11 protein-coding genes and 1 pseudogene are annotated in these 12,754 nt (G+C 71.3%); 7 read left to right on the top strand and 5 right to left on the bottom strand.

What is annotated here, in order from left to right; all coding sequences use genetic code 11:
* Positions 1 to 63 precede the first annotated feature (63 nt).
* The 3 genes from N8I87_RS31130 to N8I87_RS31140 all read left to right on the top strand — a co-directional run bounded on the left by N8I87_RS31130 (position 64) and on the right by N8I87_RS31140 (position 3,955).
* Entirely contained in the window at positions 64 to 1,287 is a 1,224-nt protein-coding gene (locus N8I87_RS31130) for an arginine deiminase (RefSeq protein ID WP_263213697.1), read from the top strand.
* Positions 1,288 to 1,350: 63 nt separating this feature from the next.
* Positions 1,351 to 2,382, top strand: a complete 1,032-nt coding sequence (argF, locus tag N8I87_RS31135) for an ornithine carbamoyltransferase (protein ID WP_263213699.1) — start codon at positions 1,351 to 1,353, stop codon at positions 2,380 to 2,382.
* Positions 2,383 to 2,494: 112 nt separating this feature from the next.
* Positions 2,495 to 3,955: an amino acid permease gene (locus N8I87_RS31140; RefSeq protein WP_263213701.1), complete on the top strand. Its 1,461-nt coding sequence runs from the start codon at positions 2,495 to 2,497 to the stop codon at positions 3,953 to 3,955.
* Here the strand turns inward: N8I87_RS31140 and N8I87_RS31145 are convergent.
* Positions 3,915 to 4,367 (bottom strand): ATP-binding protein, encoded by a 453-nt coding sequence (locus N8I87_RS31145; RefSeq protein WP_263213703.1) that lies wholly within the window; start codon positions 4,365 to 4,367, stop codon positions 3,915 to 3,917. The genes N8I87_RS31140 and N8I87_RS31145 overlap by 41 nt on opposite strands.
* A gap of 295 nt (positions 4,368 to 4,662) precedes the next feature.
* On the opposite strand from N8I87_RS31145, the gene N8I87_RS31150 reads away from it, so the two are divergent.
* Complete coding sequence (locus N8I87_RS31150; RefSeq protein WP_263213704.1) at positions 4,663 to 5,490, top strand: enoyl-CoA hydratase family protein; 828 nt, start codon at positions 4,663 to 4,665, stop codon at positions 5,488 to 5,490.
* Positions 5,491 to 5,492: 2 nt separating this feature from the next.
* Positions 5,493 to 7,910 (top strand): bifunctional salicylyl-CoA 5-hydroxylase/oxidoreductase, encoded by a 2,418-nt coding sequence (locus N8I87_RS31155; RefSeq protein ID WP_411577395.1) that lies wholly within the window; start codon positions 5,493 to 5,495, stop codon positions 7,908 to 7,910.
* 45 nt (positions 7,911 to 7,955) lie between these two features.
* Here the strand turns inward: N8I87_RS31155 and N8I87_RS31160 are convergent, their stop codons facing one another.
* The 4 genes and pseudogenes from N8I87_RS31160 to N8I87_RS31175 form a co-directional block, all read right to left on the bottom strand.
* On the bottom strand, positions 7,956 to 8,213 hold the full coding sequence (locus N8I87_RS31160) for a hypothetical protein (protein ID WP_411577309.1): 258 nt from the start codon (positions 8,211 to 8,213) through the stop codon (positions 7,956 to 7,958).
* A 67-nt stretch (positions 8,214 to 8,280) separates the two neighbouring features.
* Positions 8,281 to 8,635 (bottom strand): annotated as a pseudogene (locus N8I87_RS31165) (adenylyl-sulfate kinase); the annotation flags it as partial.
* Between the two features lie 11 nt (positions 8,636 to 8,646).
* On the bottom strand, positions 8,647 to 9,459 hold the full coding sequence (locus N8I87_RS31170; RefSeq protein WP_263213706.1) for a PaaX family transcriptional regulator: 813 nt from the start codon (positions 9,457 to 9,459) through the stop codon (positions 8,647 to 8,649).
* 15 nt (positions 9,460 to 9,474) lie between these two features.
* Positions 9,475 to 11,067 (bottom strand): AMP-binding protein, encoded by a 1,593-nt coding sequence (locus N8I87_RS31175; RefSeq protein WP_263213707.1) that lies wholly within the window; start codon positions 11,065 to 11,067, stop codon positions 9,475 to 9,477.
* A 146-nt stretch (positions 11,068 to 11,213) separates the two neighbouring features.
* On the opposite strand from N8I87_RS31175, the gene N8I87_RS31180 reads away from it, so the two are divergent.
* Positions 11,214 to 12,350 carry an acyl-CoA dehydrogenase family protein gene (locus N8I87_RS31180; protein WP_263213709.1) on the top strand — a complete coding sequence of 379 codons (1,137 nt, stop codon included), beginning with the start codon at positions 11,214 to 11,216 and terminating at the stop codon, positions 12,348 to 12,350.
* Positions 12,347 to 12,745, top strand: coding sequence for a RidA family protein (locus N8I87_RS31185; RefSeq protein WP_263213710.1), 399 nt, complete (start codon positions 12,347 to 12,349; stop codon positions 12,743 to 12,745). The genes N8I87_RS31180 and N8I87_RS31185 overlap by 4 nt, the downstream gene beginning before the upstream one ends.
* Positions 12,746 to 12,754: the final 9 nt, after the last annotated feature.

Here is a 12,754-nt window from a genome sequence, read left to right on the forward strand (position 1 = left end):
CAAGAAGATTCCGATACGGTCGAGCAGAGGGTGAATGCGGTCCTCAATGGTCAGGATGGAGACATGGGATTCCACGTCGACTCCGAGGCCGGGCGGCTGCGCCGCGTCATCCTGCACCGGCCGGACCTCGAGCTCAAAAGGCTCACCCCCAGCAACAAGGACGCACTTCTCTTCGACGACGTGCTGTGGGTGCGCCGGGCGCGCGCCGAGCATGACGGGTTCGCCGACGTGCTGCGCGACCGCGGCGTCACCGTCCATCTCTTCGGTGACCTGCTCGCCGAGACCCTGGAGATCCCCGAGGCCAGGACGCTCGTCCTGGACCGGGTCTTCGACGAGAAGGAGTACGGCCCCCTCGCCACCGACCACCTCCGGGCGGCCTTCGAGACCCTGCCCGCGCGCGACCTGGCCGCGGCCCTGGTCGGCGGCATGACCAAGCGGGAGTTCCTGGACGCGCACGAGGAGCCGACCTCCGTCCGCTTCCATGTGATGGACCTGGACGACTTCCTCCTCGGCCCGCTCCCGAACCACCTCTTCACCCGGGACACCTCTGCCTGGATCTACGACGGGGTCGCCATCAACGCCATGCGCCTGCCCGCCCGGCAGCGCGAGACCGTGCACTTCGAGGCGATCTACCGGCACCATCCGCAGTTCCGGGACGAAGCGTTCCGTGTCTGGTCGGCGGGCCAGGCCGACTACCCGTCCACCATCGAGGGCGGCGACGTCCTGGTGATCGGCAACGGCGCCGTCCTGATCGGCATGAGCGAGCGCACCACCCCGCAGGCCGTGGAGATGCTCGCGCACAAGCTGTTCGCGGCGGGCTCGGCGCGCACGATCGTCGCGCTCGACATGCCCAAGCGGCGCGCCTTCATGCACCTCGACACCGTGATGACGATGGTCGACGGCGACACCTTCACCCAGTACGCGGGGCTCGGCATGCTCCGCTCGTACACCATCGAACCCGGCGCCGTGGACAAGGAGCTCAAGGTCACCGACCACCCGCCGGAGCACATGCACCGGGCGATCGCCGCCTCCCTCGGGCTGAGCGAGATCCGCGTCCTGACCGCCACCCAGGACGTGCACGCGGCCGAGCGCGAGCAGTGGGACGACGGCTGCAACGTCCTCGCCGTCGAGCCCGGCGTCGTCGTCGCCTACGAGCGCAACTCCACCACCAACACGCATCTGCGCAAGCAGGGCATCGAGGTCATCGAGATCCCGGGCAGCGAACTGGGCCGGGGTAGAGGTGGGCCGCGCTGCATGAGCTGTCCCGTAGAACGGGAAGCTGTATAGAAATGTGGTCGGTCGTATAGACTTCCAGCCGTCCCGTGTTCTCGTACCCCTGGAGCGCCCCCCATGGCGACAGTCCCGACCGCCCTCGCCGGCCGCCACTTCCTCAAGGAACTGGACTTCACCCAGGAGGAGTTCCGCGGCCTGGTCGAGCTGGCCGCGGAGCTGAAGGCCGCCAAGAAGGCGGGGGCCGAGACGCAGTACCTGCGGGGCAGGAACATCGCGCTGGTCTTCGAGAAGACCTCGACGCGCACCCGGTGCGCGTTCGAGGTCGCCGCCGCCGACCAGGGCGCCTCGACGACGTATCTCGACCCCTCCGGCTCGCAGCTGGGCCACAAGGAGTCGGTCAAGGACACCGCCCGGGTCCTCGGGCGGATGTTCGACGCCATCGAGTACCGCGGGCACGGACAGGGCGTCATCGAGGAACTGGCCGCCTTCGCCGGGGTCCCCGTCTACAACGGCCTCACCGACGAGTGGCACCCCACCCAGATGCTCGCCGACGTGCTCACCATGACCGAGCACAGCGACAAGCCGCTCACCGACATCGCCTTCGCCTATCTCGGCGACGCCCGCTACAACATGGGCAACTCCTACCTCGTCACCGGCGCCCTGCTCGGCATGGACGTCCGGATCGTCGCGCCCCGCCTGCTGTGGCCGGACGACACCATCGTCGAGGTGGCCCAGCAGCTCGCCGGTGCCTCCGGCGCCCGGATCACGCTCACCGACGACGTGAAGGAGGGCGTGCGCGGCGCCGACTTCATCGCCACCGACGTATGGGTGTCGATGGGCGAGCCCAAGGAGGTCTGGGACGAGCGCATAGCGCTGCTGGGCCCGTACGCCGTGACCATGGACGTGCTCCGCGCCACCGGCAACGAGCAGGTGAGGTTCCTGCACTGCCTGCCCGCCTTCCACGACCTCGGCACCGCCGTCGGCCGTGAGATCCACGAGCGGCACGGACTGACCGAGCTCGAGGTCACCGACGAGGTGTTCGAGTCCGAGTACTCCCTCGTCTTCGACGAGGCGGAGAACCGGATGCACACCATCAAGGCCGTCCTCGTGGCAACCCTCGGGCGGCCTGCCTCACACGTCCTTGCCTGACCGGCCTCACCAGGCCTTATCCTGTCCGGCGGCGCGGCGCCACCCCTGCCGCGGCCGCCGCAGCGACCGACACCGGATCGCGCCCGCACCACCAGAAACGAGCACCATCCGCATGCCCGCTCAGCCCACCAGGCCGCGCATCAAGTCCCCCGCCCTGCTGGTCGCCGAATCCGGCGCCGACCGCGAAGGCCACGGCCTCAAGCGCACGATGGGCCTCTTCCAGCTGATCTGCTTCGGCATCGGCGCGATCGTCGGCACCGGCATCTTCGTCGGTCTGTCCGACTCGGTCGCCCAGGCCGGTCCCGCGGTCGTCGTCTCCTTCGTCCTCGCCGCGATCACCTGCGTCTTCACCGCCTTCTCCTTCGCCGAGCTGGGCGGCGCGATCCCGGTCTCCGGATCGTCGTACTCCTTCGCCTACGCGGGCCTCGGCGAGTCCACCGCCTTCCTGGTCGGCTGGTGCCTGCTCCTCGAGTACGGCATCTCGATCTCGGCCGTCGCCGTCGGCTGGAGCCAGTACGTCAACGAACTGCTGCACAGCCTCACCGGCCTGCAGCTCCCGGCCGCGCTCTCGGCCGGTCCGGCCGACGGCGGGATCGTCAACGTCCCCGCCGTGATCGTCATCGCCCTCGCCTCCGTGCTGCTGGTGCGCGGTGCGCGCGAGAGCGCCCGGGCCACCGCCGCCATGGCCGCGGTCAAGCTCGCCATCCTCGTCGCCTTCTGCGCCATCGGCTACAGCGCCTTCAAGCACGGCAACCTCACCCCGTTCTCCCCGGCCGGGCTCGGCGGCGTCGGCGCCGGCACCACGGCCGCGTTCTTCTCGTACATCGGCTTCGACGCGATCACCACCGCCGGCGAGGAGGCGAAGAACCCGCGCCGCGACATCCCGGTCGCCATCCTCGTGTGCATGGGCCTGGTCACCCTGCTGTACTGCGCGGTCGCCGTCGCCGCCATCGGCGCCATCGGCGGCGACCAGGTCGCGAACCGGCCCGCCGCCCTCTCCTACGTCGTCAACCAGGTCACCGGCTCGGCGATCGGCGGCGGGGTCATCGCCTTCGGCGCGGTGGTCGCCATCGCCTCCGTCGTGCTCGCCGTGATGTACGGCCAGACCCGCATCCTGATGTCGATGTCCCGGGACGGACTCATCCCGCGCGTCTTCGAGAAGGTGTCGCCCCGGACCTCCACGCCCGTCGCCGGCACCCTGATCGTCGCGGTCGTCTTCGCGCTCCCGGCGGCCCTCGCCCCGCTGGACGCCGTGATGAACCTGTGCACCATCGGCACGCTCGCCATCATGGCCGTCGTCAACATCACGGTGATCGCCCTGCGCCGCCGCGAACCGGCCCTCGCCCGCTCCTTCCGGGTGCCGCTCTACCCGGTCGTCCCGCTGCTCGGCGTCGGCTTCTGCCTGTACCTCATGTACGAGACGGGCTGGACGACCTGGATCCAGTTCGCGGTGTTCCTCGCGGCCGGATTCCTGGTGTACGTCCTCTACGGCCGCCGGAACTCCACGCTCACCGAGGCGCCGGACGCCGAGGTCACGCGGGACGCCGCTGACGCGGTACCACAGGGAGTCTGAACCAGACCGCCTTGCCCGACTCGGTCGGGCGGTGGCCGCAGGACGAGCTCAGGGCGCGGAGCAGCAGCAGACCGCGCCCGTGCTCCTGCCAGGGATCGGGCTGCTCGACGACGGGCCGGGTCAGATGGCCGGGCGGCGCCGGGTCCGGGTCGTGCACCTCGACCTGGCAGCCGGTCGGCCGCAACTCCACCACCAGCTCTATCGGGCCGTTGCCCGAGGTGTGCTCCACCGCGTTGGCGACCAGCTCGGCCGTGAGCAGCTCGGCGGTGTCGCTGTCGGCCGCATGCTCCAGTTCCGCCAGTGCCGTACGGACCAGCGCACGCGCCACGGGCACCGCGGCGGCGGTGTGCGGCAGCGCGATGCGCCACGAGGCTGGGGTGGAGGGGCGTTCGTACAAGACGGTTCCGTTCATGGAGCAGGCTGTCCTGCTTTCAACCCAAGAGATGGTACGGCGCCCCGCTTCAGCGTCTGTCGAGGGGCACCGCAGGGGGCCTGTGGCCCCGGTAACGGGCGGCTTACCCGCTACCACGACCCGCCCACCGCGGCCGCTCCCACTGTTACCTCCCTGTCGACGACCCGTGACCGGCGTGACCGCACTCGGCCGAACGCGCCACTCGTGTCGCGTGCCCGTGACGACAGTCATAAATGGGTGATAGCTTCATGGGGTAGAGCTACGTGAGGCACCGCCGCCCTGGGAGGCCGCCGTCATGAGTCCCTTCACCGGCTCCGCCGCCCGCACCTCCGACTGGGAGCACCTGCGGGTCAAGATCGCCGACGGAGTCGCCACCGTCACCCTCGCGCGCCCCGAGAAACTCAACGCCCTCACCTTCGGCGCCTACGCCGACCTGCGCGACCTGCTCGCCGAGCTGTCCCGCGAGAGGTCGGTCCGCGCCCTGGTGCTGACCGGCGAGGGCCGCGGCTTCTGCTCCGGCGGCGACGTCGACGAGATCATCGGCGCGACACTGTCCATGGATACCGCGCAGCTCCTCGACTTCAACCGGATGACCGGGCAGGTCGTACGGGCCGTACGGGAGTGCCCGTTCCCGGTGATCGCGGCGGTGCACGGGGTGGCGGCCGGAGCGGGAGCGGTACTCGCCCTCGCGGCCGACTTCCGCATCGCCGACCCCACGGCCCGCTTCGCCTTCCTCTTCACCCGCGTGGGCCTGTCCGGCGGTGACATGGGCGCGGCCTATCTGCTGCCCCGCGTGGTCGGCCTCGGCCACGCGACCCGCCTCCTGATGCTCGGCGAGCCGGTGCGGGCGGCGGAGGCCGAGCGGATCGGCCTGATCAGCGAACTGACCGAGGAGGGCCACACCGACGAGACCGCCCTCGCCCTGGCCCACCGCCTCTCCAACGGCCCGGCCCTCGCCTACGCCCAGACGAAGGCCCTGCTCGCAGCAGAGCTGGACATGCCGCTGGCCGCGGCGGTGGAGCTGGACGCCTCGACACAGGCGCTGCTGATGAACGGCGAGGACTACGCGGAGTTCCACGCGGCGTTCACGGAGAAGAGGCCCCCGAAGTGGAGGGGGCGGTGACCGTGGGAGCCGACGGGACGGTGCCAACCCCAGGGGCGCGGGGAACTGCGCGACAAGCCACACACAACCCGCAGCCGCCCGACACGACAAGCCACCCCCTACGCGTAGCGATCATCGGCGGCGGCCCCGGCGGCCTGTACTCCGCCGCCCTGCTCAAGCGCCTCGACCCCGCCCGCGAAATCACCGTCTGGGAACGCAACGCCCCCGACGACACCTTCGGCTTCGGAGTGGTCCTCTCCGACGAAACCCTGGGCGGCATCGAACACGCCGACCCGGTGGTCTACGAGGCCCTCCAGAAGCACTTCGTCCGCTGGGACGACATCGACATCGTCCACCACAACACCCGCCAAACCTCCGGAGGCCACGGCTTCGCGGCCCTGGGCAGAAAACGCCTCCTGGAAATCCTGCACGAGCGCTGCCGCAACCTGGGCGTGGAGCTGCGCTTCCGCAGCGAGGCACCGTACCCGGCCTGGCTCGCCGAGGCATACGACCTCGTCATCGCCGCCGACGGGGTGAACAGCACCACCCGCGAGGCCTACACCCATGTGTTCCAGCCCCATGTGACCACCCACCACTGCCGCTATATCTGGCTGGCAGCCGACTTCGCCTTCGACGCCTTCCGCTTCGAGATCGCCGAGACCGAGCACGGCGTGATGCAACTGCACGGCTACCCTTACGCCCGCCCGTCTCCCGACCACCACCCCTCATCGAGGCCCTCCGGGCCCCAGAATCAATTCGGCGCCTCCACCGTGATCGTCGAGATGCGCGAGGAGGTGTGGCGGGCCGCCGGGTTCGACGAACTCGGTGAGCGGGAGTCGGTCGAGCGCTGCGCGAAGCTCTTCTCGGAAGCGCTGGGCGGACGGCCCCTGCGCTCCAACAAGTCCGCCTGGATCAACTTCCGTACCGTCGTCAACGAACACTGGTCCTACGGCAACATCGTCCTCCTCGGCGACGCCGCCCACACCGCCCACTTCTCCATCGGTTCCGGCACCAAGCTGGCAGTCGAGGACGCCCTCGCGCTCGCCGCCTGTCTGGAGGAACAGCCCACCCTGGCCGAGGCGTTGACGGCCTACGAGGCCGAGCGCAGACCCGTCGTCGCCTCCACCCAGCGCGCCGCCCGCGCCAGCCTGGAGTGGTTCGAGAACATCGCGCTGTACCTGCGCCAGCCGCCCCGCCAGTTCGCCTTCAACCTGCTCACCCGCAGCCGCCGCGTCACCCACGACAACCTCAGGCTGCGCGACACCGGCTTCACCGAGTCCGTGGAGCGCGAGTTCGGCTGCCCGCCCGGCACGCCCCCGATGTTCACCCCCTTCCGGCTGCGCGGCCTGACCCTGCGCAACCGGGTCGTTGTCTCACCCATGGACATGTACTCATCGGTCGATGGCATCCCGGGTGACTTCCACCTCGTCCACCTGGGCGCCCGCGCCCTCGGCGGTGCCGGTCTGGTGATGACCGAGATGGTGTGCGTCAGCGAGGAGGGCCGGATCACCCCCGGCTGCGCCGGCCTCTACACCGGCGGACAGGGCGAGGCCTGGCGGCGGATCACCGAGTTCGTGCACGACCGGTCACCGGGCACCGCGATCGGCGTACAGCTCGGCCACAGCGGGCGCAAGGGCTCGACGAAGCTGATGTGGGAGGGTATGGACGAACCCCTGCCCGACGGCAACTGGCCGCTCGTGGCCGCATCCCCGCTCCCGTACAAGCCCGAGAGCCAGACCCCACGCCAGCTCTCCCGAGCCCAACTCACGGACATCCGGGAACAGTTCACCTCCGCCGCCTGGCGTGCCGCCCGCGCCGGATTCGATCTGCTCGAACTCCACTGCGCCCACGGCTATCTGCTCTCCGGCTTCCTCTCCCCGCTGACCAACCGGCGTACCGACGCCTACGGCGGCTCTCTGGAGAAGCGGCTGCGCTTCCCACTGGAGGTCTTCGACGCCGTACGAGGGGTGTGGCCGGAGGAGCGGCCCATGACCGTGCGTATCTCCGCCACCGACTGGGCCGAGGGCGGCACCACGGCCGAGGACGCCGTCGAGATCGCCCGCGCCTTCGCCGCGCACGGCGCCGACGCGATCGATGTGTCGACCGGGCAGGTGGTGGCCGAGGAGGAGCCGGAGTACGGGCGGTCGTACCAGACGCCGTTCGCCGACCGGATCCGGCACGAGGTGCGCGTCCCGGTCGTCGCGGTCGGCGCGATCTCCTCCTGGGACGACGTCAACTCCCTGATCCTGGCCGGGCGTACGGACCTCTGCGCGCTGGCCCGGCCCCACCTCTACGACCCGCACTGGACGCTGCACGCCGCCGCCGAGCAGGGGTACGAGGGTCCGGGCGTCGCCTGGCCCGACCCGTACCGCGCGGGCAGCCGGCGCCCGCAGACCGGACGCACGGACGCCCCCAAGCCCCGGCTCACTCTGGAGAACTGACCTCGGCCATGCCCGCGGTCGGCGTGGCGCCGTCCGCCGGGTCGATCAGGATGAAAGCGCCGGTGCGGCGGGAGACCGCGTAGTCGTCGAGCGCGAGCGGCTCGGCCGTGCGCAGGGCCGGCCCAGGTCGTTCACCGCCAGCTCGGCGGCTCCGGCCAGGTCCTTCACGATCGCCTGCACGGTCCGGGTGGTGTGCCTGAGCAGCACCCGGTCGCCGACCCGCAGCGGCCGGTCGGCCAGATGGCACACGGCCGCCGAGACGTCCCGGGTGAGCACGGGCGCGTCCACCCCCGCGGTGATCATGTCCCCGCGCGAGACGTCCCGCTCGTCGGCCAGGCGACACCGATCGACTGCGGAGTGGTCACGGCGCTCACACCAGCCCCCGCTCCGCCAGCGGCGCGTACACCGCGTCCGCCGACTCCTGTGGGGTCTGCTCCTGTGTGCGCAGCACCAGCGCCGGATCGGCCCGCGGCTCGTACGGGTCGTCGACCCCGTTTCAGTTCGCCCGCGGCCTGCTTGGCGTACAGGCCCTTCACATCCCGTTCGCCGCACACCTCCACCCGGGTGGCGACATGCACCTCCAGGTAGGGCGTGGCGCTCTTCTCGTGCCGGGCCCGCACCGCGTCGCGGCTGTCGGCGTACGGCGCGATGACCGGCACGACGGACAGCACGCCGTTGCGCACGAGCACCTCGGAGACGAGCCCGATGCGTTGTGGGACGTGTGTTGTGGCCGGGCTCACAGCCCGGCGAACGCGGCCCCCGCGTCCCGCAGCCGCTCGTGGAGTCCCCGGAACACCTCGGCCGACCGCGCGCCCGGCCAGTTCGCGGGCAGCAGGTGCACGGGGAGGCCGGGGTCGGTGTAGGGGAGGTGGCGCCAGGTGTCCAGGGCCAGGAGATAGTCGCGGTAGGCCTCCTCGGGCGGGGTGTCCGTGCGCCGCTCCCAGTCGTGCAGCACGCCCTCGTGCGCGTCGAGGAACGCCTCGTGCTCCTTGGCGATCGCGGCCAGGTCCCACCAGCGGGCGACCGCCTCGACCGTGGGCGCGAAGCCCAGGTGCTCGCCTCGGAAGAAGTCGACGTATGGGTCGAGCCGCAGCCGCTGGAGGGTGTGCCGGGTCTCCTCGTACAGCCGCGCCGGGGCGATCCACACCCCGGGGGCCGCGGTGCCGAAGCCCAGGCCAGCCAGCCGGGAGCGCAGCACGTGCCGCTTCTGCCGCTCCGACTCCGGCACCGAGAACACGGCGAGCACCCAGCCCTCGTCCTCGGGCGGTGTGGTCGCGTAGATGCGCCGGTCGCCGTCGTCGAGCAACTGCCGTGCCTCGGGCGAGAGTTCGTACCCGGCCGTGCCCTGCTGCGTGCGGGCGGGCCGCAGCAGGCCGCGCCGTTTGAGCCGGGACACCGACGAACGTACGGAGGGCGCGTCCACGCCGACCGCGGCCAGCAGCCGGATCAGCTCGGCGACGGGTACCGGACCGGGTGTGAAGCGGCCGTACGCGCCGTAGAGCGTGACGATGAGGGACCGTGGTGCGTGGTGCTCGGACACGTTGATCATCTTAGGTCTTCGGCATCACGGCCGGTCGCCTTCGGTACGGAGGCGATAGCGCTGGAGCTTGCCGGTCGCCGTGCGTGGCAGCGCGTCGAGGAAGACGATCTCGCGCGGGCACTTGTACGGCGCCAGCTCGGACTTGACGAAGCCGCGCAGCGCGTCGGCGTCCCGCTGCGCGCCCTCCTTCAGCACGGTGTACGCCACGACCACCTGTCCGCGGGTCTCGTCGGGCCGCCCGATCACCGCCGCCTCGACCACGTCCGGGTGGCGCAGGAGCGCGTCCTCCACCTCCGGTCCGGCGATGTTGTACCCGGCCGAGATGATCATGTCGTCGGCGCGGGCGACATAGCGGAAGTAGCCGTCGTCCTCGCGGACATAGGTGTCGCCGGTGATGTTCCAGCCGGCGCGCACATAGTCCCGCTGCCGCGGATCGGCGAGGTACCGGCAGCCCACCGGCCCGCGCACGGCGAGCAGCCCGGGCTCCCCGTCCGGCACCGGATCCCCGTTCGCGTCCTGCACGCGCGCCAGCCACCCCGGCACCGCGACACCCGTCGTCCCGGGCCTGATCCGCTCGTCGGCGGCGGAGATGAAGATGTGCAGCAGCTCGGTGGCGCCTATGCCGTTGATGATCCGCAGGCCGGTGCGCTCGTGCCAGGCCCGCCAGGTGGCGGCGGGCAGGTTCTCCCCGGCGGACACACAGCGCCGGAGTGACGAGACGTCATGGCCGTCCAGGTCGTCGAGCATCGCGCGGTACGCGGTGGGCGCGGTGAACAGGACGGAGACCCGGTGCTCGGCGATCGCGGGCAGCAGCCGCTTGGGCGTCGCCTGTTCGAGGAGCAGCGCGCTGGCGCCGGCCCGCATCGGGAACACCACGAGCCCGCCGAGACCGAAGGTGAAGCCCAGCGGAGGACTGCCCGCGAAGACATCGTCCACATGGGGTTTGAGCACATGCTTCGAGAAGGTGTCCGCTATGGCGAGCACATCCCGGTGGAAGTGCATGCACCCTTTCGGGCGACCGGTGGTGCCGGAGGTGAACGCGATCAGGGCGACGTCGTCGGACGCGGTGTCGACAGCGGGGTACGGGGTGCCGGGTGTCGGGCGGTTGAGGAGGTCGTCCGGGGCGTCACCGCCGTACGTCGTGATGCGCAGCCCGGGGATCTCGGCCTTGGCGAGGTCGTCGACGGCCCGGACGTCGCACAGCGCGTGCCCCACCCGGGCGATCGAGCAGATCGTGCCGAGCTCGTGCGGGCGCTGTTGGGCCAGCACGGTGACGGCCACCGCGCCCGCCTTCAGCACGGCCAGCCAGCAGGCCGCGAGCCAGGGTGTGGTGGGGCCGCGCAGCAGGACGCGATTGCCGGGGACCACGCCCAGGTCGCGCGTGAGGACATGCGCGATGCGGTCGACGTAGGCACGGAGGTCGCCGTAGGTCCAGGTGTCGCCGGAGGGCGCGTGGAACACGGGACGCGCCGGGTCGGCGTGGTCCAGGAGCTCGACGGCACAGTTCAGCCGCTCGGGGTAGTGCAGCTCAGGCAGGTCGAAGCGCAGCTCCGGCCACTCGTCGGGTGGTGGCAGGTTGTCGCGCGCGAAGGTGTCGACGTGCGCCGAGACGTTCATGACGGTTCGCCCCCTTGCCTGGTGGGCTCGCGTGGGCTCGTGGTGCGCTCGCGCAAGGAGCGTATCGTGTTGGTGACGGCAGTCAACAGTACGCGATACCGTCGTTCGGGGGTCGATGACGGCCCGCCGTGGAGGGAGGACCGGCAGTGCCCGCATTCTCGCTCGAACCGGAACAGATCGCCTGGTGTGCCGAGCTGCGCGCCATGGCCGCGGAGCGGCTGCGCCCGCTCGTGGAGAAGGGCGAGCCCGGCCGGGTCGACCGGGCGCTCCTCACGGAGCTGGGCCGGCTCGGTCTGCTGTCGCGCCTGTTCACCTCCGGCGCCCTGGACCTGTGTCTGATGCGCGAGTCCCTGGCCCGGGCCTGCACGCAGGCCGAGACCGCCCTGGCCCTCCAGGGCCTCGGCGCCCACCCGGTCCACGCCCATGGCACCCCCGCCCAGCGGGAACACTGGCTGCCCCGGGTGTCCGACGGCAGCGCGGTGGCCGCGTTCGCGCTGAGCGAGCCGGGGGCGGGCTCGGACGCGGCGGCGCTCGCCCTGCGGGCGGATCCGGAGGGAGGGGGACGCTGGCGGCTCACCGGGCAGAAGTGCTGGATCTCCAACGCCCCCGAGGCCGACTTCTACACCGTCTTCGCGCGCACCACCCCCGATGCCGGTGCCCGCGGGGTGACCGCCTTCCTGGTGCCCGCCGACCGGCCCGGCCTCAGCGGTTCGCCCCTGGAGATGCTCTCCCCGCACCCCATCGGCAGCCTCGACTTCGACGCCGTACCCGTGACCGAGGACGACCTGCTCGGGGAGGCCGACCGCGGATTCCGGGTCGCGATGGGCACGCTCAACCTCTTCCGCCCCAGCGTCGGTGCCTTCGCCGTCGGCATGGCCCAGGCGGCGCTCGACGCGACCCTCGCCCATACGGCCGGACGGGACGCGTTCGGCGGCAAGTTGAGGGATCTGCAGGCGGTCGCTCATGTTGTGGCGGAGATGGCACTGCGCACGGACGCGGCCCGTCTGATGGTCTACGCGGCGGCGACGGCGTACGACGAGTCCGCCCCCGACGTCCCCAAGCGCGCCGCGATGGCGAAGCTGCTGGCCACCGAGACCGCGCAGTACGTCGTCGACGCGGCCGTCCAACTGCACGGAGCCCGGGCGCTTCAGCGGGGCCATCTGCTCGAACACCTCTACCGCGAGGTGCGCGCCCCGCGCATCTACGAGGGTGCCAGTGAGGTCCAACGCGGCATCATCGCCAAGGAGTTGTACGCCACCGCCGACCGGGAGGCCCGTCCGTGACGACCGAGCGCGTCAATCCGCCCGACCTGTCCCCGCCCGCCGGCTTCTCGCACGCGGTCGTCGCCACCGGCTCCCGCGTGGTCTTCCTCGCGGGCCAGACGGCCCTCGACACCGACGGCAAGGTCACCGGCGACACCCTCCTCGAGCAGTTCGAGAAGGCGCTCGGCAATCTCCTCACCGCCCTGCGCGCGGCCGGCGGCACCCCCGCCGACCTCGCCCGCGTCACCGTCTATGCCACCGACGTCGCCGCCTACCGCGCGCATGCCCCCGAACTCGGGCGGATCTGGCGCCGGTTGGCGGGCCGCACCTATCCGGCCATGGCGGTCGTGGAGGTCGTGCGGCTGTGGGACGAGGAGGCGTTGGTCGAGCTCGACGGGTTCGCGGTGCTGTCCTAGATGTACTCG

This window comes from Streptomyces sp. HUAS 15-9 (assembly GCF_025642155.1).
In the GTDB taxonomy this organism is placed as follows: Bacteria; Actinomycetota; Actinomycetes; order Streptomycetales; family Streptomycetaceae; genus Streptomyces.

What these genes read in the sequence shown, in the direction of transcription:
- N8I87_RS31175 (WP_263213707.1), bottom strand. Translation starts at nt 11,067, where the DNA reads ATGAACGTCTCGGCGCACGTCGACACCTTCGCGCGCGACAACCTGCCA.
- N8I87_RS31145 (WP_263213703.1), bottom strand. Translation starts at nt 4,367, where the DNA reads ATGAACGGAACCGTCTTGTACGAACGCCCCTCCACCCCAGCCTCGTGG.
- N8I87_RS31170 (WP_263213706.1), bottom strand. Translation starts at nt 9,459, where the DNA reads ATGATCAACGTGTCCGAGCACCACGCACCACGGTCCCTCATCGTCACG.
- N8I87_RS31140 (WP_263213701.1), top strand. Translation starts at nt 2,495, where the DNA reads ATGCCCGCTCAGCCCACCAGGCCGCGCATCAAGTCCCCCGCCCTGCTG.
- argF (WP_263213699.1), top strand. Translation starts at nt 1,351, where the DNA reads ATGGCGACAGTCCCGACCGCCCTCGCCGGCCGCCACTTCCTCAAGGAA.
- N8I87_RS31150 (WP_263213704.1), top strand. Translation starts at nt 4,663, where the DNA reads ATGAGTCCCTTCACCGGCTCCGCCGCCCGCACCTCCGACTGGGAGCAC.
- N8I87_RS31130 (WP_263213697.1), top strand. Translation starts at nt 64, where the DNA reads ATGGGATTCCACGTCGACTCCGAGGCCGGGCGGCTGCGCCGCGTCATC.
- N8I87_RS31160 (WP_411577309.1), bottom strand. Translation starts at nt 8,213, where the DNA reads ATGATCACCGCGGGGGTGGACGCGCCCGTGCTCACCCGGGACGTCTCG.